The organism is Streptomyces sp. NPDC049915, from assembly GCF_040656475.1.
GTDB lineage: Bacteria > Actinomycetota > Actinomycetes > Streptomycetales > Streptomycetaceae > Streptomyces.
This window is the reverse complement of sequence record NZ_JBFAMH010000001.1, coordinates 227,812-247,725: the sequence shown is the minus strand read 5'-3', so window position 1 is coordinate 247,725 and position 19,914 is coordinate 227,812. Positions and strand designations below refer to the sequence as shown.

Annotated in this window: 14 protein-coding genes; 12 read left to right on the top strand and 2 right to left on the bottom strand. The window is 72.0% G+C overall.

What is annotated here, in order from left to right; genetic code table 11:
* Nucleotides 1-4: 4 nt before the first annotated feature.
* The 6 genes from AB0J12_RS01045 to AB0J12_RS01020 all read left to right on the top strand — a co-directional run bounded on the left by AB0J12_RS01045 (nucleotide 5) and on the right by AB0J12_RS01020 (nucleotide 8,080).
* On the top strand, nucleotides 5-1,255 hold the full coding sequence (locus AB0J12_RS01045) for an aspartate aminotransferase family protein (RefSeq protein ID WP_363262273.1): 1,251 nt from the start codon (nucleotides 5-7) through the stop codon (nucleotides 1,253-1,255).
* 64 nt (nucleotides 1,256-1,319) lie between these two features.
* On the top strand, nucleotides 1,320-2,876 hold the full coding sequence (locus AB0J12_RS01040) for a PucR family transcriptional regulator (RefSeq protein ID WP_363261981.1): 1,557 nt from the start codon (nucleotides 1,320-1,322) through the stop codon (nucleotides 2,874-2,876).
* A gap of 157 nt (nucleotides 2,877-3,033) precedes the next feature.
* Nucleotides 3,034-3,876 carry a nitrilase-related carbon-nitrogen hydrolase gene (locus tag AB0J12_RS01035; RefSeq protein WP_363261980.1) on the top strand — a complete coding sequence of 281 codons (843 nt, stop codon included), beginning with the start codon at nucleotides 3,034-3,036 and terminating at the stop codon, nucleotides 3,874-3,876.
* A 112-nt stretch (nucleotides 3,877-3,988) separates the two neighbouring features.
* Complete coding sequence (hydA, locus tag AB0J12_RS01030; RefSeq protein ID WP_363261978.1) at nucleotides 3,989-5,392, top strand: dihydropyrimidinase; 1,404 nt, start codon at nucleotides 3,989-3,991, stop codon at nucleotides 5,390-5,392.
* Between the two features lie 20 nt (nucleotides 5,393-5,412).
* The gene (locus AB0J12_RS01025) at nucleotides 5,413-6,435 is read left to right on the top strand and encodes a TIGR03842 family LLM class F420-dependent oxidoreductase (protein WP_363261977.1); all 1,023 of its coding nucleotides are present in this window, start codon (nucleotides 5,413-5,415) and stop codon (nucleotides 6,433-6,435) included.
* Nucleotides 6,436-6,550: 115 nt separating this feature from the next.
* Nucleotides 6,551-8,080, top strand: a complete 1,530-nt coding sequence (locus tag AB0J12_RS01020; protein WP_363261976.1) for an NCS1 family nucleobase:cation symporter-1 — start codon at nucleotides 6,551-6,553, stop codon at nucleotides 8,078-8,080.
* Between the two features lie 14 nt (nucleotides 8,081-8,094).
* On the opposite strand, the gene AB0J12_RS01015 is transcribed toward AB0J12_RS01020, so the two are convergent.
* Together AB0J12_RS01015 and AB0J12_RS01010 are read right to left on the bottom strand one after the other, a co-directional pair.
* Nucleotides 8,095-8,766, bottom strand: coding sequence for a hypothetical protein (locus AB0J12_RS01015; RefSeq protein WP_363261975.1), 672 nt, complete (start codon nucleotides 8,764-8,766; stop codon nucleotides 8,095-8,097).
* Between the two features lie 173 nt (nucleotides 8,767-8,939).
* Nucleotides 8,940-10,004, bottom strand: a complete 1,065-nt coding sequence (locus AB0J12_RS01010; RefSeq protein ID WP_363261974.1) for a biotin/lipoate A/B protein ligase family protein — start codon at nucleotides 10,002-10,004, stop codon at nucleotides 8,940-8,942.
* A gap of 116 nt (nucleotides 10,005-10,120) precedes the next feature.
* On the opposite strand from AB0J12_RS01010, the gene AB0J12_RS01005 reads away from it, so the two are divergent.
* The 6 genes from AB0J12_RS01005 (at nucleotide 10,121) to AB0J12_RS00980 (ending at nucleotide 19,760) form a co-directional block, all read left to right on the top strand.
* Nucleotides 10,121-11,956 carry a gamma-glutamyltransferase gene (locus tag AB0J12_RS01005; protein WP_363261973.1) on the top strand — a complete coding sequence of 612 codons (1,836 nt, stop codon included), beginning with the start codon at nucleotides 10,121-10,123 and terminating at the stop codon, nucleotides 11,954-11,956.
* Nucleotides 11,957-12,064: 108 nt separating this feature from the next.
* A complete protein-coding gene (locus AB0J12_RS01000; protein WP_363261971.1) occupies nucleotides 12,065-12,943 on the top strand; it encodes an inositol monophosphatase family protein in 879 nt (292 codons plus the stop codon).
* A gap of 148 nt (nucleotides 12,944-13,091) precedes the next feature.
* The gene (locus AB0J12_RS00995; RefSeq protein ID WP_363261970.1) at nucleotides 13,092-14,501 is read left to right on the top strand and encodes an NAD(P)/FAD-dependent oxidoreductase; all 1,410 of its coding nucleotides are present in this window, start codon (nucleotides 13,092-13,094) and stop codon (nucleotides 14,499-14,501) included.
* Nucleotides 14,498-15,007 (top strand): O-acetyl-ADP-ribose deacetylase, encoded by a 510-nt coding sequence (locus tag AB0J12_RS00990; protein WP_363261969.1) that lies wholly within the window; start codon nucleotides 14,498-14,500, stop codon nucleotides 15,005-15,007. Before AB0J12_RS00995 ends, AB0J12_RS00990 begins: the two co-directional genes overlap by 4 nt.
* A 136-nt stretch (nucleotides 15,008-15,143) precedes the next feature.
* Nucleotides 15,144-15,653: an SRPBCC family protein gene (locus tag AB0J12_RS00985; protein WP_363261968.1), complete on the top strand. Its 510-nt coding sequence runs from the start codon at nucleotides 15,144-15,146 to the stop codon at nucleotides 15,651-15,653.
* 210 nt (nucleotides 15,654-15,863) lie between these two features.
* On the top strand, nucleotides 15,864-19,760 hold the full coding sequence (locus AB0J12_RS00980; protein ID WP_363262272.1) for a glycoside hydrolase family 2 TIM barrel-domain containing protein: 3,897 nt from the start codon (nucleotides 15,864-15,866) through the stop codon (nucleotides 19,758-19,760).
* Nucleotides 19,761-19,914 lie beyond the last annotated feature (154 nt).

Here is a 19,914-nt window from a genome sequence, read left to right as displayed (position 1 = left end):
TGTGATGCCGGACTGGCTCGCGCTGTACTACGACGACCCGATCGAGATCACGCACGGCGAGGGCCGCCATGTCTGGGACTCCGACGGCCGCCGCTACCTGGACTTCTTCGGCGGCATCCTGACGACGATGACCGCGCACGCCCTGCCGGAGGTGACCAAGGCGGTCAGCGAGCAGGCCGGGCGGATCATCCACTCCTCCACCCTCTACCTCAACCGCCCGATGGTGGAGCTGGCCGAGCGCATCGCCCGGCTCAGCGGCATCCCCGACGCCCGTGTCTTCTTCACCACCTCCGGCACCGAGGCCAACGACACCGCCCTGCTGCTTGCCACGACCCACCGGCGCAGCAACACGATCCTCGCGATGCGCAACAGCTACCACGGCCGTTCCTTCAGCGCCGTCGGCATCACCGGCAACCGCAGCTGGTCACCGACCTCGCTGTCCCCGCTGCAGACGCTGTACGTGCACGGCGGGGTGCGCACCCGCGGGCCCTACGCCTCCCTGAACGACGCCGACTTCATCGCGGCCTGCGTGGACGACCTGAAGGACCTCCTCGGCCACACCCGCCCGCCCGCCGCGCTGATCGCCGAGCCGATCCAGGGCGTCGGCGGCTTCACCTCCCCGCCGGACGGCCTGTACGCCGCCTTCCGCGAGGTGCTCGCCGAGCGGGGCATCCTGTGGATCGCCGACGAGGTGCAGACCGGCTGGGGCCGTACCGGCGACCACTTCTGGGGCTGGCAGGCGCACGCCCGCAGCGGCCCGCCGGACCTCGTCACCTTCGCCAAGGGCATCGGCAACGGCATGTCCATCGGCGGCGTGATCGCCCGCGCCGAGATCATGAACTGCCTGGACGCCAACAGCATCTCCACCTTCGGCGGCACCCAGATCACGATGGCCGCGGGCCTCGCCAACCTGGGCTACCTGCTGGAGCACGACCTGCAGGGCAACGCCCGGCGCGTCGGCGGCCTGCTCATGGAGCGGCTGCGGGCGATCGCCGCCCAGAACCCGGCCGTACGGGAGGTACGCGGACGCGGACTGATGATCGGCGTCGAGCTGGTGCGTCCCGGTACCGACGAGGCCGATCCGCAGGCCGCCGCGGCCGTCCTGGAGGCGTGCCGCACGCAGGGACTGCTCATCGGCAAGGGCGGCGGGCACAACACCGCCGCCCTGCGCATCGCCCCACCGCTGTCCCTGACCGTCGCGGAGGCCGAGGAGGGCGCCGCGATCCTCGAGGACGCCCTGAGAAGCGTTCAGTAGCGGCGCGGTGAGCGGGGAGCCGAGCGGCAGGAACCGAGCGGCGAGACTGAGCGGGGAAGGCGCCATGACCACCACCTGGGAACCCGTGGAACCGGCCCTGTCGGTACGCCAGATCCTCACCCTGGAGCGGGTGCTCGCCGGGGAGCCCGAGGTGGTGGCCGGCGCCGGCCGGCTGGACCGTCCCGTGCGCTGGGTGCACGTCGCCGAGGCGCCCGACGTCGGCGTGATGCTCAGTGGCGGCGAACTCGTGCTCACCACCGGCGTCCTCCTCGCCGGCGACGAGGACAAGCAGGCCGACTACATCCGCTCCCTGCACCGCGCCGAGGCCGCCGCGGTGGTCCTGGGCCTCGGGCGGGCGTTCCCGGCCGCGCCGGAGGCGATGCGCCGGGCGGCCGAGCGGTGCGGGCTGCCGCTGGTCGTGCTGCACCGGCCGTTCCCCTTCGCCCAGCTGACCGAGGAGGTCCAGGCGCGGCTGGTGCGGCGCAAGTTCGCGGCGGTCAGCCTGTCGGAGTCGGTGCGCACCGCGCTGACCGCGCTGATCACCTCCGGCGCCCCGCTGCAACACCTCCTGGAGGAGATCGCCCGGCACAGCGGGTGCCCCGTCGTCGTCACCAACCTCGCCCACCGGGTGCTGGCCACGGCGGGGGAGCGGCCCGCGGTGGACGACGTGCTGCGCGACTGGGACCGCATCGCGCGCCAGGCCGGTGCCGGTGACGCCGACGGCTGGATCCGCGCCGAACTCGGCAGCCGCGGCGAACGCTGGGGACGCCTCGTGCTGTGCGGCCACCGCACCGACCCGGCCGTCGGCCGCCTCCTCGCCGACCGGGCCGCCGAGGCCCTCGTCCTGCACCGCATGCTCGCCGGACCCGCGGCCCGCACCTGGGAGGAGCAGTCCGCGCAGAGCCTGCTCACCGACCTGGTCTCCGGCGCCGTACCGGCCCGGCACCTGCTGCCCCGGGCGCGCGCCGCCGGGCTGCCGGTCAACCGGCGCACCTTCGTCCCGCTCGTCGTCCGCGACCGCGGCCCAGGCGAACTCGACCGTTTCCTGCGCCTGTTGGGACTCCCCGGAATCGTCGCCGAAGCCGACGGCAAGGCCACCGCCGTCCTCCTCAGCCTAGCCCGCGATCAGGACGCCGAGGCGCTCACCGCGCACCTCGCGGCCCGGCTGCGCGAGGCGGCCCCGGTGGTGGTCGCCGCCGCCGACCCGTGCACCGCCTGGGACGACGTACCGGCCGGACTGCGCGAGGCGCAGCACGTGGCCGACGCCGTCGCCGACTCCACCGCCCCCCTCGACCTGCCGCCCGTGGTCCGCCTCCGGGACGTCCATCTGCGCGGCCTGATCCGGCTGCTGCGCGACGACCCGCAGGTGCAGTCCTTCGCGGAACGGGAGCTGGACGGGCTGCTCGGCGCCGCGGACGACGACCTGCTCGCCGTCCTGCGCACCTACCTCGCCACCGGCCGCAACAAATCCCGCACCGCCCAGCTCCACCACGTCTCCCGGCCCGCCCTCTACCGCCGCCTGGAAGCGATACAGACCCGCCTCGGCGTGGACCTGGACGACTTCGAACAGGCCGTCTCGGTGCACATAGCCCTCCTCGCGCACGACGCGCAACACCCCTGACACACGACCACCACCTGGGAAAACGGCGGTGAAACATGGCCCGGACGAAGGGTGACACGGTGACACGCCGCACCACTGCGGACGTGACACCGTGTACCTCACCGCGCGCCCGCGGACTTTCTACGCTCGCCGCACACCGACCGAGCGGAGGAACGTGATGAGCCGAGTGATCCGCGCCGCCCTCTTCCAGACCGCGTGGACGGGCGACAAGGAGTCCATGATCCAGGTCCATGAGCAGGCGGTGCGCGACGCCGCCGCGCAGGGCGCCCAGGTGCTGTGCTTCCAGGAGCTGTTCTACGGGCCGTACTTCTGCCAGGTCCAGGACCCCGCCTTCTACGCGTACGCCGAACAGATCCCCGACGGCCCGATCGTGCAGCGCTTCCAGGCGCTCGCGCGGGAGGCAGGCATCGTCCTCGTCCTGCCGATGTACGAGGAGGAACAGCCCGGCGTCCTGTACAACACCGCCGCCGTGATCGACGCCGACGGCTCCTACCTCGGCAAGTACCGCAAGACGCACATCCCGCAGGTCAAGGGGTTCTGGGAGAAGTTCTACTTCCGTCCCGGCAACGGCGGCTGGCCCGTCTTCGACACCGCCGCCGGCCGCATCGGCGTCTACATCTGCTACGACCGGCACTTCCCGGAGGGCTGGCGCGCCCTCGGGCTCGCGGGCGCCGAGATCGTCTTCAACCCGTCGGCCACCTCGCGCGGCCTGTCCCGCTACCTGTGGCAGCTGGAGCAGCCCGCGGCGGCCGTGGCCAACGAGTACTTCGTCGGCGCGATCAACCGGATCGGTGTCGAGGACCTCGGCGACAACGACTTCTACGGCACGAGCTACTTCGTCGACCCCGAGGCCCAGTTCGTGGGAGAGGTCGCGAGTGACAAGGAGGCCGAACTGGTCGTCCGCGACCTGGACATGGCGAAGCTGCGCGAGGTGCGCGACCGCTGGCAGTTCTACCGGGACCGCGCACCGGGAGCGTACGAACCGCTGACGGCACCGTAGAGCGCCGCCGAGGGCAAGGTCCCTGGGGCGCGGGCGATCCGCGGCTGCCGCCGCGCGGGCACGACCGGCCACCGACAACCGACACGTCCCCACCGGGAGGAGCGACCCAGACATGAGCAACCGGACAGTGATCCGCGGTGGCCTCGTCGTCACCGCGTCCGACGAGATCCACGCCGAGGTCCTGATCGAGGACGGCCGCATCGCCGCCCTCGCCGCCTCCGGCACCGCGGCCGCCGAGGCGTGGACGGCCGAGCGGACGATCGACGCCACCGGGAAGTACGTCCTGCCGGGCGGCGTCGACGCCCACACCCACATGGAGCTGCCGTTCGGCGGCACCTTCGCCTCGGACACCTTCGAGACCGGCACCCGGGCCGCCGCCTGGGGCGGAACGACCACGATCGTCGACTTCGCGGTGCAGGGCGTCGGGCACAGCCTGCGGGAGGGGCTGGACGCCTGGCACGCCAAGGCGGAGGGCAACTGCGCGATCGACTACGGCTTCCACATGATCGTCTCGGACGTCAACGACGAGACGCTGAAGGAGATGGACCTGCTGGTGGAGGAGGGCGTGACCTCCTTCAAGCAGTTCATGGCGTACCCGGGCGTCTTCTACAGCGACGACGGCCAGATCCTGCGCGCCATGCAGCGCTCCGCCGACAACGGCGGGCTGATCATGATGCACGCCGAGAACGGCATCGCGATCGACGTGCTCGTGCAGCAGGCCCTGGAGCGCGGCGAGCGCGACCCGCGCTACCACGGCGAGGTCCGCAAGGCGCTGCTCGAGGCCGAGGCGACCCACCGTGCGATCCGGCTCGCGCAGGTGGCCGGGGCGCCCCTGTACGTCGTGCACGTCTCCGCGACGGAAGCGGTGGCCGAGCTGGCCCGGGCCCGTGACGAGGGGCTGCCGGTGTTCGGCGAGACCTGCCCGCAGTACCTGTTCCTGTCCACCGACAACCTCGCCGAGCCCGGCTTCGAGGGCGCCAAGTACGTCTGCTCCACGCCGCTGCGGCCGAAGGAGCACCAGGCCCAGCTGTGGAAGGGCCTGCGCACCAACGACCTCCAGGTCGTCTCCACCGACCACTGCCCGTTCTGCTTCAAGGGCCAGAAGGAACTGGGCCTGGGCGACTTCTCCAAGATCCCCAACGGCCTGCCGGGCGTGGAGAACCGGATGGACCTGCTGCACCAGGCCGTCGTCGACGGGCACATCTCGCGCCGCCGCTGGATCGAGATCGCCTGCGCCACCCCGGCCCGGATGTTCGGCCTGTACCCGAAAAAGGGCACCATCGCCCCGGGCGCCGACGCCGACGTCGTGGTCTACGACCCGCACGCCGAGCAGGTGATCTCCGCCGAGACGCACCACATGAACGTCGACTACTCGGCGTACGAGGGCAAACGGGTCACCGGCCGTGTCGAGACCGTTCTCTCGCGCGGCGAACTCGTCATCGACCAGCGGGAGTACACCGGACACGCCGGTCACGGCGTCTATCTCCCCCGCTCCACCTGCCAGTACCTGAACTAGTCGAACGAGGAGTGGCGCCCATGGATTTCGGACTCGTCCTGCAGACCGACCCGCCCGCATCCCGGGTCATCGACCTGATGAAACGGGCCGAACGCAACGGCTTCAGCCACGGCTGGACCTTCGACTCCGCCGTGCTGTGGCAGGAACCGTTCGTGATCTACAGCCAGATCCTGGCCGCCACGGAGACACTGACCGTGGGGCCGATGGTGACGAACCCCGGGACGCGCACCTGGGAGGTCACCGCCTCCACCTTCGCCACCCTCAACGACATGTTCGGCAACCGCACGGTGTGCGGCATCGGCCGCGGCGACTCCGCGATGCGCGTCGCCGGCCGCAAGCCCAACACGCTCGCCCGGATCAGCGAGGCGATGAAGGTCATCCGGGCCCTCGCCGGCGGCCGGGAGGCCGACCTCGGCGGCGGCACGGTCGTGCGGTTCCCCTGGATCAGGCCCGGCGCCGAACTGCCCGTGTGGATGGCCGCCTACGGGCCCAAGGCGCTGAAGATGGCCGGGGAGGAGGCCGACGGCTTCATCCTCCAGCTCGCCGACCTGTATCTGACCGAGTACATGGTCAAGGCCGTCCGCGACGCCGCCACCGGCGCCGGACGCGACCCGTCCGAGGTGACGGTCTGCGTCTCCGCCCCCGCCTATGTCACCGCCGACGACTCGCCCGAGGCCCTCGCCCACGCCCGCGAGCAGTGCCGCTGGTTCGGCGGCATGGTCGGCAACCACGTCGCCGACCTGGTCGGCAAGTACGGCGAGCACTCGGCGGCCGTCCCCGACGAACTCACCGACTACATCAAGTCCCGCCAGGGCTACGACTACGCCCACCACGGACGCAGCGGCAACCCCGACACCGCCTTCGTACCGGACGAGATCGTCGACCGGTTCTGCCTGATCGGCCCCGTCGAGCGGCACATCGAAAAGCTCCAGGCGCTGCGCGCGCTGGGCGTCGACCAGTTCGCCGTGTACGACATGCACGACGCGCAGGAAGCCGTCATCGACGCCTACGGGCAGCACGTCATCCCCGCACTGACCGCCTGACCGCTTCACCGCCTGAACCCCCCTTCTTCATGCCCTTGGTCGCCCCTCCCCGCCGCCCGGGGGGAGGGGCCGGTGCCCGCACACACCCCGACCCACCTCACCCCATGGGGCTGCCATGACCGAGACCGCTCCCACCGCGATACCTTCGACCACCCAAGTCACCCTGCCCGACGGCCGCGTGGAGCTCGCGCCGGACTCCGGGCCGCCCGCCGGCCGTTACGCCAACGAGGACCTGCTGCCGGTCCCGGCGGCGCGGCGCACCTGGACGACGTACAACTTCTGCGCGCTGTGGGTCGGCATGGCCCACAACACCGCCTCCTGGACGCTGGCCTCCGGGCTGATCGCCGTCGGGATGGACTGGAAGCAGGCGGTGTTCACCATCGCCCTGGCCAATGTGATCGTGCTCGTGCCGATGCTGCTCACCGGGCACGCCGGACCCAAGTACGGCATCCCGTTCCCGGTGTTCGCGCGCGCCTCGTTCGGCGTGCGCGGCGCCAACCTCCCCGCCGTGGTACGGGCGTTGGTGGCGTGCGGCTGGTTCGGCATCCAGACCTGGATCGGCGGTGAGGCGATCTACTTCCTGGCCGGGAAGCTGATCGGTTCCGGCTGGTCACAGGCGTCCCACATCGGCGGCTACGCCTGGACCATGTGGCTGTCGTTCGCGCTGTTCTGGGTGCTCCAGGTCGCCATCATCCACCGCGGTATGGAGACCATCCGCCGCTTCGAGAACTGGGCGGCGCCCTTCGTCCTGGTCGGCGCGTTCGTCATGCTGTGGTGGATGAGCGACAAGGCCGGCGGCCTCGGCCCGCTCTTCGACCAGCCGTCCAGGCTCGGCTGGGGCGCCGACTTCTGGAAACTCTTCGCGCCCTCGCTCATGGGCATGATCGGTTTCTGGTCCACGCTGTCGCTGAACATCCCCGACTTCACCCGCTACGGCCGCAGCCAGAAGGCGCAGACCCGGGGCCAGGCGCTCGGCCTGCCCACCACGATGACCCTGTTCGCGTTCCTGTCCGTGCTGGTCACCTCCGGCTCTCAGGCGGTGTACGGCAAGCCGGTCTGGGACCCGGTCCAGCTGGCCGCCAAGACGGACAACACGGTCGGCCTGCTGTACGCCCTCGTCACGGTCCTGGTGGCGACCCTGTCCGTGAACGTCGCGGCGAACCTGGTCTCCCCGGCGTTCGACTTCTCCAACGTCGCGCCGCGCCGGGTGAGTTTCCGCACCGGCGCGCTGATCACCTGCGTGCTCGCCGTGCTGATCTGTCCGTGGAAGCTGTACGCCGACCCGCAGGGCTACATCTTCACGTGGCTGGGCCTGGTCGGCGGGCTGCTCGGCACGGTCGCCGGGATCCTCGTCGCCGACTACTGGATCCTGCGCCGGGCCCGGCTCGACCTCGCCGACCTGTACCGGGCGGGCGGCCGCTACTGGTACGCGGGCGGCTGGAACTGGCGGGCCGTGGTCGCCTTCGCGGCGGGCGGGGTACTCGCCGTCGGCGGCGCCGACTTCCACCCGCTCGTCGACGGCCGCCCAATCCCGGCGCTGGCCGATCTGGCGGACTACGGCTGGGCCGTGGGCCTCGGCACCTCCCTGGTGCTGTACCTGGCGCTGATGCTGGCGCGCCGCCGTCGCGCGTACGCCGAGGCGTGAGCGCACGAGGGCGGTCAGCCGGCCTGGCCGCCCTTCAGCGCCGCCATCGCCTCTTTGGCCGCCTTGATCGCACCCTTGTTGATCTCGTCGGTGCTCGGCGCCTTCTTCGTCTCGAAGTCGCTGCCGTTGTAGGTGACCACCACCAGGGCGTTGTCGGCGCGGGCGATCACCTCGCCCTCCCGGGTCTGCTGCTTGTCCTCGGTGGTCAGGTTCACCACCGAGTAGGCCTCGTCCCCGAGACCGGGCACGGCACCGCCGCCGCTCTTCTCCGTCGTGCGCTCCTGGTACGACTTCTGCGCCTGCTCCCCGGAGCCCATGACCTCGAAGGAGACGTCCAGCCACCGGTAGTCGTAGCCCTTGAGCGCGTTCCAGGAGCAGGTGCGGCGCAGCTTCGCGTCGGTGGACGGGATCTCCTTGCCGCCCGTCTTGGCGCCGGGCACCAGCGCGGTGATGGTCTTGGTGCCGATGCTGTCGCAGGGCGCGGGCGCAGTGGCGTACGTCTTCGACTCCGTCGTCGCCGACGGGGCGGTGGCCGACTGGGTGGCCGTCTTGTTCTGCACGGGTTCGTGCCCCGCGGCCGGGGCCGGGGCGAGCGGGCCGGACGACAGCGCCCAGCCGGCCGTGGCGAGCACGGCCACCGGGGACAGGCGCGCGGTCAGGGCGAGCGGCAGAGGAAGCAAACGCACGGCGCACTTCTCATGGGGGGAGGCTGTGAGGGGGGGTCCGCAGTGCGGACGGGACGACAGTGTCACATGACTCCCCGTGGGGCGGAAGGGCGAACTCGCTCCGTGCCGGTGCGGTGACGCTGACGTGTCGGCGGACGCCGGACTTGGGCGAAAAGCCGCTCCTGCCGGGATGCTCAGGGCACCCGGGCGGTCCACTCGGGTGAGGAGAACTTGGTGCGGGCCAGCTCCTCGGCGCGTGCCAGCTCCTCGTCCGTGACCTTGCCCTCGGTCAGGCCGTACCGGGTACGGAAGGAGTCGACCATCCGCTCGATGACGGCTTCGCGGGGCAGCCCGGTCTGCCGGCGCAGCGGGTCCACCCGCTTCTTCGCGCTCCTGGTCCCCTTGTCGGACAGCTTCTCCCGCCCGATGCGCAGCACCTGCACCATCTTGTCGGCGTCGATGTCGTACGACATGGTCACGTGGTGCAGGACGGCTCCCGACCCGCCGTGCGGGGCCACGAGCCGCTTCTGTGCGGCGCCCGCGATCTTTCCCTGGTCGGTGGCGATGTCGTTCAGCGGCTGGTACCAGGCCCGGATGCCCATGTCGCCGAGCGCGCCGAGCACCCAGTCGTCGAGATAGGCGTAGCTGTCCTGGAAGGACAGGCCCTGTACCAGCGCCTGCGGCACCGACAGCGAGTAGGTGATCGTGTTGCCCGGCTCGACGAACATCGCGCCGCCGCCGGAGATCCGGCGCACGACCTGGACACCATGGCGCGCGGCACCCTCCGCGTCGACCTCGTTGCGCAGGGACTGGAAGCTGCCGATGATCACCGCGGGTGCGCCCCACTCCCACACGCGCAGCGTCGGAGGGCGATGTCCGGCCGCCACCTCGGCGGTCAGCACCTCGTCCAGCGCCATGTGCAGCGCCGGTGACTGCGGGCCGTCGTGGATCAGCTGCCAGTCGTAGTCCGTCCAGTCCGTGGCGTGCGCGAGGGCGCGGCGCACGGCGATGCCGACGCCCTCGGAGGTCAGCCCGTACATCACGGTGCCCTCGGGCAGCGCCGCGTCGACGCGGGCCGCGACCCCCGCCGCGTCGGTGTCCGCCGGGGCGCCCTCCAGCGCGCCGTTCACCGCGTACAGCGCCTCGTCCGGCTCCAGGAAGAAGTCGCCCGCTACACGCACGTGCCGCAGCACGCCGTCCGCCACGTCCACGTCCACGACAACCAGCTTGCCGCCGGGCACCTTGTACTCACCGTGCACTGGGCCTCCCCTCCTGCCTACGAGATCAACGCCGCAGGTCGTCGCCGTGTTCCCCGGAGCGTGATCACGCTCGTACGATCCACCCGGGAGACGTACCCCGAACCCAGGAGGCGCCCGTGTTCACCACCCGGCCCACCCTGCAGGGCACCTTCGGCATGGTGTCCTCCACGCACTGGCTGGCCTCCCAGTCGGCCATGGCGGTCCTGGAGGACGGCGGCAACGCCTTCGACGCCGCCGTGGCCGGGGCGTTCGTGCTGCACGTGGTGGAGCCGCACCTGAACGGGCCGGCGGGCGAGGTGCCGATCCTGCTCGCCCCGGCCGGCGGCGAGGTGCGGGTGCTGTGCGGACAGGGCGTGGCCCCGGCGGGCGCGAGCGTCGCGCACTACCGCGCGCTCGGCCTGGACCTCGTGCCCGGCACCGGCCCGCTCGCCGCCGCCGTGCCGGGCGCCTTCGACGCGTGGATGCTGCTGCTGCGCGACCACGGCACCAAGTCCCTCGCCGACGTCCTGAAGTACGCCGTCGGCTACGCCGAACACGGGCACGCGCCCGTGGAGAACGTCGGCGCGACCGTGGAGACCGTACGGGAGCTGTTCGAGACCGAGTGGACGTCCTCGGCGGAGGTCTATCTGCCCGGCGGCCGCGCGCCCCGGCCCGGCGAACTGCTGCGCAACCCCGCGCTCGCGGCCACCTGGAAGCGGCTGCTGGCCGAGACCGCCGGGGCGGGGGACCGTCAGGAGCGGATCGAGGCCGCGCGGGAGGTATGGCGCTGCGGCTTCATCGCCGAGGCGCTGGTACGCCAGGCCGGCCGGCCGACGCTGGACACCAGCGGTGAGCGCCACACCGGCACCCTCACGCTCGCCGACCTCGCCGGCTGGTCCGCGACCTACGAGGCGCCCGTGACGTACGACTGGAACGGCTGGACCCTGTGCAAGGCCGGCCCCTGGAGCCAGGGACCCGTCCTGCTCCAGCAACTCGCCCTGCTCCCGCCGGAGCTGCCGCCCCACGGCTCCGCCGACTACGTCCACCTGCTCGTCGAGGGCTGCAAGCTCGCGATGGCCGACCGCGAGGCCTGGTACGGCGACGCCGCCGGCGTGCCCGTCGACGAGCTGCTCTCCGAGGACTACAACGCGGCCCGCCGGGCCCTGATCGGCGACACCGCCTCCACCGAGCTGCGGCCCGGCAGCCCCGGCGGCCGCACCCCACGGCTCAGCGCGCACGCGCGCGTGGCCGCCACGGTCCGGCCGGGCTCCGATCCACTGGCCGCGCTCGGTGTCGGCGAGCCCACCGTCGCCAAGCCGGTCACCTCCCCGGTGCCGGGCGAGCCGCTGGTGACCGCGGACGGCACCACACGCGGCGACACCTGCCATCTCGACATCGTCGACCGCTGGGGCAACATGGTCTCCGCCACACCCAGCGGAGGCTGGCTGCAGTCCAACCCCGTCGTGCCCGAGCTGGGCTTCCCGCTCGGCACCCGGCTGCAGATGACCTGGCTGGAGGAGGGGCTGCCGAACTCCCTGACGCCCGGACGCCGCCCGCGCACCACCCTCACGCCGTCCCTCGCGCTGCGCGACGGCGTGCCCGTCCTCGCCTTCGGCACCCCCGGCGGCGACCAGCAGGACCAGTGGCAGCTGCACTTCTTCCTCGCCGCGGCCCTGCGCTCCCCGGTGCGCGGCGGACTCGACCTGCAGGGTGCCATCGACGCCCCGAACTGGCACCACGACAGCTTCCCCGGCTCCTTCTACCCGCGCGCCATGCGGCCGGGCGCCCTGACCGTCGAGTCCCGCACGGACCCCGGCGTCGTCGCCGGGCTGCGCCGCCGCGGCCATGACGTCACCGTCGGCCCGCCCTGGTCCGAGGGCCGGCTCTGCGCGGTCGCCCGGGACCCGCGCACCGGCGTGCTGTCGGCGGCGGCGAACCCGCGGGGGATGCAGGGGTACGCGGTGGGACGCTGAACTTCCGCGGTTTCGTGCAGGAGGTGCGGAGCCGCACGTTCATACCGATTCCACCCGATGTGCACGGGGCGAGTGAGGAATGTCAGTGCCGCATGCTGTGATGGAGGCATGATCCAAGACACGGGAACCATCGAGGAGTTTCTCGCCCGCCGCTCGGCCGACGTGGAGGAGGCGGTCCGCGAGGCCGCCGCGGCCGAGATCATGCCCCGCTGGCGGCAGCTCGCCGACCACGAGGTGGACGTCAAGAGCGGGCCGCACGACCTGGTGACGGACGCCGACCGCAAGGCCGAGCTGTATCTCACCGAGAGCCTGCGCGCCCTGCTGCCCGGCTCCGTGGTGGTCGGCGAGGAGGCCGTCCACGCCAACCCGGCGACGTACGAGGCGATACGGGGCGAGGCGCCGGTGTGGATCGTCGACCCCGTCGACGGCACGCGGCAGTTCGTGCGCGGCGAGGACGGCTTCTGCACCCTGGTCGCGCTCGCCCACGGCGGCGTCCTGTGCGCCTCGTGGACGTTCGCGCCCGCCCGCGGCCAGTTCGCCACCGCGGTACGGGGCGGTGGCGCCCACCTCGACGGACAGCGGCTGTACGCCGGACCGCCGGTCTCCGGGAGGGACCTGCGGGTCGCCACCTCGCACCCCGACTACACCACCGATGAGCAGAAGCGCGCCCTGCTGGGCCTGTGGACGCCGGGCGTCGCGCCGCGCGCCTGCGGTTCGGCGGGCCTGGAGTATCTGGCCGTCGCGCGCGGCGAGTCCGACGGTGTCGCCTTTTCCTGGGAGGCGGCCTGGGACCACGCGGCGGGCCTGCTGCTGGTCGAGGAGGCGGGCGGCACCCACCTGACGATCACCGGAGAGCCGTTCCGCATCACCGGCGGCAACGCCCTGCCCTTCACCGCGGCCCGCGACGCGGCCACGGCGCGCCGGATACAGGCCCTGCTGACGCAGACGGACGTAAGGGGAGGAGCGGTGCCGCAGCAGGGGGCGTAAGGGGGGGGAGCGGTGCCGTGGCAGGGGGCCGGCGGGCAAGGCCCGCGGGGTGGGAGCCGACCGCGCCGCCGGGCCCGTCGGTGCCCCGGCATATCCTGATCCCCTCAGGCAGGCCATCGGCTGACGAAGGGGTCCGAAGGTGCCGTCGATGCTCGATGCGGTCGTGGTGGGTGCGGGGCCGAACGGACTGACCGCAGCCGTGGAGCTGGCCCGCCGCGGCTTCTCCGTCGCCCTGTTCGAGGCCCGCGACACCGTCGGCGGCGGCTCGCGCACCGAGGAGCTGACGCTGCCCGGCTTCCGCCACGACCCGTGCGCCGCGGCGCACCCCCTCGCTGTCAACTCGCCCGCCTTCCGCGCCATGCCGCTGGATCGCTACGGGCTCGAGTGGCTGCACCCCGAGCTGCCCATGGCGCACCCCTTCCCGGACGGCAGCGCGGCCGTGCTCGCCCGCTCGGTCGCCGAGACCGCCGCGTCCTTCGGCCCGCGCGACGCCGGCGCCTACCGCCGGCTGGTGGAGCCGTTCCTGCACAGATGGGACACCCTCGCCCGGGACTTCATGTCCCTGCCGCTGACCTCGCTGCCCCGCGACCCGGTGACGCTCGCCCGCTTCGGCCTGGCCGGTCTGCCCCCGTCCACCTGGCTGACCCGCCGCTTCCGCGACGAGAAGGCCAAGACGCTGTTCGCCGGTCTCGTCGCGCACGTCATGGCCCCGCTCAGCGGCGTCGCCACCAGTGCCATCGGCCTGGTCTTCGCGCTCGCCGCACACGCCCGCGGGTGGCCCGTCGCCCGCGGCGGCTCCCAGTCAATCTCCGACGCGCTCGCCGCCTACCTGACGGACCTGGGCGGCGAGGTCCACACCGACTACGAGGTCAAGCGGCTCGACGACCTGCCCCCGGCCCGCGCCTACGTCTTCGACACCTCACCCACCGCCCTGGCCCGCATCGCGGGATTCGGCCGCTACTACGACGGCTTCCGCTACGGCCCCGCCGCCTTCAAGATCGACTACGCCCTGGACGGCCCGGTCCCATGGACCGCGCCGGAGGCCCGCACCGCCGGCACGGTGCAGATCGGGGCGAACAGCGCGGAGATCGGCGCGGCCCTGCGCGCTGCCTCCCGCGAGGGCCGCGCCCCCGAGCGGCCGTTCCTGATCACCGTGCAGCCGAGCGTGGTCGACCCCACCCGCGCGCCCGAGGGCCGGCACGTCTTCTGGGCCTACGGTCATGTCCCGAACGGCTGGACCGGCGACCTCACCGACGCGCTGGAACGCCAACTGGAGCGGTTCGCCCCCGGGTTCCGCGACCGCGTCCTCGCCCGCGCCACCGCCGGCCCGCCCGAACTGGCCGCCCGCAACGCCAACTACGTAGGCGGTGACATCGCCTCCGGCGCGGTGTCCGGACTCCAGACGCTGCTGCGCCCCAGACTGTCCCTGTTCCCGTACGCCACCCCGCATCCGGCGGTCTTCATCTGCTCGTCGGCCACCCCGCCGGGTCCGGGCGTGCACGGCATGTCGGGGCACAACGCGGCCAAGGCCGTGTGGAGGAGGCTGAGGCAGGAATGACCAGGATCACCCTGGCCCAGGGAGACATCACCCGGCAGAGCGCCGACGCCCTCGTCAACGCGGCCAACTCCTCCCTGCTGGGCGGCGGAGGTGTCGACGGCGCGATCCACCGCCGCGGCGGCCCGGCGATCCTCGAGGACTGCCGCAAGCTGCGCGCCTCCTCCTACGGCAAGGGCCTGCCCACCGGCCAGGCGGTCGCCACCACCGCGGGCGAGCTGGACGCCCGCTGGGTGATCCACACGGTCGGCCCGGTCCACAGCGGCAGCGAGGACCGCTCCGGCCTGCTCGCCTCCTGCTACCGGGAGTCCCTGCGCGTGGCCGACGAACTCGGCGCGAAGACCGTCGCCTTCCCGGCGATCTCCACGGGCGTCTACCGCTGGCCGATGGACGACGCGGCCCGCATCGCGGTGGAGACGGTCCGCGCCACCCCCACGGCGGTGGAAGAGGTCCGCTTCGTCCTCTTCGACGACCGCGCGTACGAGGCGTTCGCCCGGCAACTGGGCTGACGCGGCGGCGCGCCCGAAGGCCCCCGTCGTTGACGGTGCGTCAGAGGCGCGCGCTAGCCTGGCCGCGCCGTGCAGCCGGTGATCGTTCACCGGCCGCGCGGCATGGAGCCGTTCCCCTTTTCCGGAGGTCGAAGCGATGCGTTTTTCCGATGGTCCCGGCGTCGAATGTGAGATCGAGATAGCCGCCGCGCCGGAGCAGGTGTGGAAGGTCGTCACGGACATCGCCACCTCGGCGAAGTACAGCCCGGAGCTGCAGGAGGTGGAGTGGCTCGACGGGGCGCGCGGGCCGGCCGTCGGCGCGCGCTTCTCCGGCCGCAACCACAACGAGAGCATCGGGGAGTGGCGCACCGTCAGCCGCATCACGGCGCTCGAGGAGCCGCGCACCTTCACCTGGGAGGTCGTCCGGCACAGCAACCCGGACGAAGAGGCGCTCGCCCTGTGGACGTACACCCTGGAGTCGGTCGCCGACGGGACGGCCACCCGGCTGCGGCACGGCATGCGCATCGGTCCCGGCCGCGGCCCGCTGCAGGAATTCGTGGAGAAGTATCCGGAGCGTGAGGAGCAGATCATCGAGGGCCGGCTCGCCCTGCTGCGCACCGGCATCGAGGCGACGCTCGCCGGTGTGAAGGCCGAGGTCGGGGCGTAGCCGTTCCGCGCCGAGGTGCCGCCGGTTCCGCGCGGCCCGAGCCGGACACGCCACGTGCCGCTGATCCTGATGGGCGAAGCGTGCCCATCAGGATCGCACAAACTCCGACAGAATCATTGATAGGAATGTGTTCGGGTTCTAGGGTGACGGGGGCTCAGTAAGCCCTCAGTCACCATGAGTTGCGTGTCGGTCGTCAGGAAGGCCCTGGTCATGCCGCACCCGAACGCGTCCCCGTCCGCCCGTCCCGAGCGCACGGTCGTCAGCCGCCGTCGTCTCCTGGAGTCCTCCGCCGCCGTGCTCGGCGCGCTCGCCCTGTCCGGACCGTCCGCCACCGCGCGTGCCGCAGGACCGCGCGAGGCAGCGGGCGACCGCCCGGAGTGGAACGGGCACATGAACCTGTTCCAGGTCGGCACCGAGCCACCGCACACCACGCTCATGCCGTACGCGAACCTCGCCCAGGCGCTGAAGGCCGACCGCACCGCCTCGCCGTACCGGCGCAGTCTCGACGGGACCTGGAAGTTCGCCTACGCCGACCGCCCCGACGACCGGGACGCCGACTTCCACCGCACCGACCTCGACGACCGGGACTGGGAGACCATCCCCGTCCCCTCCGTGTGGCAGCTGCACGGCCACGACTTCCCGATCTACGTCAACATCACCTACCCCTACTGGGGTCCCAACGGCCTCGGCGAGGAGGTGCAGCCGCCCGCCGCGCCGACCCGCTACAACCCCGTCGGCCAGTACCGGCGCACCTTCACCGTCCCCGAGGACTGGTCAGGCCGCCGCACCTTCCTGCACTTCGAGGGCGTCAAGTCCGCGCACTACGTGTGGATCAACGGACAGCTCGTCGGCTACCACGAGGACTCCTACACGCCCGCCGAGTACGACATCACCGACCATCTGAAGCCCGGCACCAACCAGATCGCCGTAGAGGTCTACCGCTACTCCGACGGCGACTGGCTGGAGGACCAGGACATGATCCGGCTGAGCGGCATCTTCCGCTCGGTCTACCTGTACTCCACGCCGAACGTGCACCTGCGCGACTTCAAGCTGGACACCCCGCTCGGCGACGGCTACCGGTCGGCGGAGCTGAAGGTGACCGCGAGCGTGCGCGACTACGCCGGTGAGGGCGGCGGCCGGTACACCGTCGAGACGATGCTGTACGACGCGGCCGGCCACCCCGTGTGGCCCCGGCCCCTGCAGCAGAGCGCCGACCTCGGCTCCGGCGGCGAGCTGACCGTACAGGCCGCCAGAGCCGTACCCGATCCGAAGCTGTGGTCGGCCGAGCGGCCGTATCTCTACACCGCCGTCCTGCGACTGCGCGACGCGGCCGGGAAGGTGACCGAGACGCTCTCGCACCGGGTGGGGCTGCGGGAGTTCGCGCTCAAGGACGGCCTGATGCGCATCAACGGGCAGCCGGTGTCCTTCCGCGGCACCAACCGCCACGAGATGCACCCCGACCGCGGCACCGCGCTCACCCGCGCCGACCTGGTGCGCGACATCGAGATCATCAAGCGGATGAACATCAACTCCGTCCGCACCTCCCACTACCCGAACAACCCGCAGTGGCTGGAACTCGCGGACGAGTACGGCCTCTACCTCGTCGACGAGACCAACCTCGAGACGCACGGCATCCGCGGCCAGTACCCCGGCAGCCACCCCGAGTGGACCGCCGCCTGCGTCGCCCGCGCGCAGAACATGGTGCACCGCGACAAGAACCACGCCTCGGTGGTCATCTGGTCCCTCGGCAACGAGGCCGGCGGCGGCAGCACGTTCTCCGCCATGCACGACTGGATCCGCTCCTACGACCCCACCCGCGTCATCCAGTACGAGGGCGACGACCGCCCCGGCGTCAGCGACATCCGCTCGGAGATGTACGACAGCCCCGCGCGCGTCGGGCAGCGGGCCGAGGACACCGCCGACACCCGGCCGTACGTGATGATCGAGTACGCCCACGCGATGGGGAACTCCAACGGCAACCTGAAGGAGTACTGGGATCTCATCCGCCGCCATGACGTCCTGCAGGGCGGCTGGATCTGGGACTTCGTCGACCAGTCGCTGAGCTGGCCGACCCCCGCGCGCACGCTCCTCACCGAGACCGGGCCGGGCCGGCTGCGCGGAGAGATCCTCGCTCCCGCCGGTTCCTTCGACCGCGCCAGGGGCCTGAGCGGCGCCACCGTCTTCGCTCGCGACGACAGTCTCGACCTCACCGGTTCGCTCACATTGGAGGCGTGGATCACCCCGCGCGTCACCGGCTACCACCAGCCGATCCTCGCCAAGGGCGACACCCAGTACGCCCTCAAACAGACCGACGGGAACCTGGAGTTCTTCATCCACAGCGCCGGCCAGTGGAACACCGCGAGCTGGGCGCTGCCCGCGGACTGGACCGGCCGCGAACACCATGTCGCCGGCGTCTTCGACGCGGACGCGGGCACGGTGACGCTGTACGTCGACGGCGCGGCGAAGGCCACGCGGACCACCACCCTGCGGCCCACCGGCACCACGGCACCGCTCTCCCTCGCCACCGACGTGGACAACATGACCCGCGAGTTCAGCGGCACGATCCGGCGGGCACGGGTCTACGCCCGTGCGCTGGGCGCCGGTGAGCTGGCCGCCGAGGGGCGCGGGCCGGGGGACGCGGGGGTGCGGTTCTGGTTCGACGCGGCCACCGTGGAACACGCCGAGGCCGAGCCGGAGGACAAGACCTTCTTCGCGTACGGCGGCGACTGGGGCGACAACCCCAACGACGGCGCCTTCGTCGCCGACGGCATCGTCACCGCCGACCGCGGCCACACCGGCAAGGCCGCCGAGGTCAAGCGGATCTACCAGGCGATCAACGCCGCCCCGGCCGGCGGCGACCCGCGCCGGGTGACGCTCACCAACGAGTATCTGTTCACCAACGTCCGTGCATTCGACGGAAGTTGGTCCCTGCTCGCCGACGGCGTCGTGGTGCAGAAGGGGAAGCTGAGCCGCGACCAGCTGGACCTGGCTCCCCTCGCGCACAAGGACGTCACCGTGCCGCTGACCCTGCCGGCGAGCCCCGCGCCCGGCACGGAGTACTTCCTCCGGCTGTCCTTCACCACCAAGGAGGCCACGCCCTGGGCGAAGGCCGGCTTCGAAGTGGCCCGGCAGCAGATCCCCCTCGACGCCGGCAGCCCCGCGGTGACCCCGGTCCCGCTGAGCACCGTCCCGGCGCTGCGGTACAGCGACACGGCGGAGTCCGTCACCGTCACCGGCGACGACCTCACCGTCGTCGTCGACAAGCGCACCGGCCTGATCACCTCCTACGAGGCCGCCGGAATGCGCCTGCTCACCTCCGGGCCGGTGCCCAACCACTGGCGCGCACCCACCGACAACGACCGCGGCAACGGCCAGCACACCCGCAACCAGACCTGGCGCGACGCGGGCGCCCGCCGTGCCGTGACCGGTGTGACCGTGCGGCCCCTGCGCGACCGCGCCGTCGAGATCAAGGTGGCCGGCACCCTGCCCACGACGGTGGCATCGGCGTACTCCACCACCTACACCGTGTTCGGCAACGGCGAGATCCGCGTCGACCACACCCTGCATCCGGGCGCCGCGAGCCTGCCGTACATCCCGGAGGTCGGCACGATGCTGTTCCTGCCGGAGCGGCTGGAGCACCTGCACTACTACGGGCGCGGCCCCGAGGACAACTACTGGGACCGCAAGGACGGCACCGACGTCGGTCTGTACTCCGGCACCGTCTCCGAGCAGTGGACCTCGTACATCCGCCCCCAGGAGAACGGCAACAAGACCGACGTGCGCTGGGCCGCCCTCACGGACGGCGCCGGCCGCGGCCTGCTGGTGGCGGGAGAGCCGCTGATCGAGGTCAACGCGTCCCACTTCACCCCGGAGGACCTGTCCCTCGGCGTCCGCCACGACTACCAGCTCAGCCCCCGCAAGGAGGTCGTCCTGCGGGTCAACCACCGCCAGATGGGCGTCGGCGGAGACAACAGCTGGGGCGCCCACACCCACGACGCGTACAAACTCTTCGCCGACCGCGACTACACGTACACCTACCGCCTGCGGCCCGTCACGGACGTGAACCTGGCGACGGCACTGTCGCGGCGACCGACCGCAGCCGGCTGACCCGGGCGGCCTCCAGGGTGAAGGCCTTCTCCGTCACGTCGTGGCAAGGAGCAAGATCACACCCCTGGTCCGGGTGAGATGTGTGATCGGCGTGGCGGGGAGGCTGTGGGGGAGAAAGAATCCGTGGGTCAGCACTTCACGGCACACCCGAAAA

Bases quoted from the DNA above. Each gene is read 5' to 3' on its own strand.
- AB0J12_RS01045 (WP_363262273.1), top strand. From the start codon at position 5: ATGCCGGACTGGCTCGCGCTGTACTACGACGACCCGATCGAGATCACG.
- AB0J12_RS01040 (WP_363261981.1), top strand. From the start codon at position 1,320: ATGACCACCACCTGGGAACCCGTGGAACCGGCCCTGTCGGTACGCCAG.
- AB0J12_RS01035 (WP_363261980.1), top strand. From the start codon at position 3,034: ATGAGCCGAGTGATCCGCGCCGCCCTCTTCCAGACCGCGTGGACGGGC.
- hydA (WP_363261978.1), top strand. From the start codon at position 3,989: ATGAGCAACCGGACAGTGATCCGCGGTGGCCTCGTCGTCACCGCGTCC.
- AB0J12_RS01025 (WP_363261977.1), top strand. From the start codon at position 5,413: ATGGATTTCGGACTCGTCCTGCAGACCGACCCGCCCGCATCCCGGGTC.
- AB0J12_RS01020 (WP_363261976.1), top strand. From the start codon at position 6,551: ATGACCGAGACCGCTCCCACCGCGATACCTTCGACCACCCAAGTCACC.
- AB0J12_RS01000 (WP_363261971.1), top strand. From the start codon at position 12,065: ATGATCCAAGACACGGGAACCATCGAGGAGTTTCTCGCCCGCCGCTCG.
- AB0J12_RS00995 (WP_363261970.1), top strand. From the start codon at position 13,092: ATGCTCGATGCGGTCGTGGTGGGTGCGGGGCCGAACGGACTGACCGCA.
- AB0J12_RS00990 (WP_363261969.1), top strand. From the start codon at position 14,498: ATGACCAGGATCACCCTGGCCCAGGGAGACATCACCCGGCAGAGCGCC.
- AB0J12_RS00985 (WP_363261968.1), top strand. From the start codon at position 15,144: ATGCGTTTTTCCGATGGTCCCGGCGTCGAATGTGAGATCGAGATAGCC.
- AB0J12_RS00980 (WP_363262272.1), top strand. From the start codon at position 15,864: ATGCCGCACCCGAACGCGTCCCCGTCCGCCCGTCCCGAGCGCACGGTC.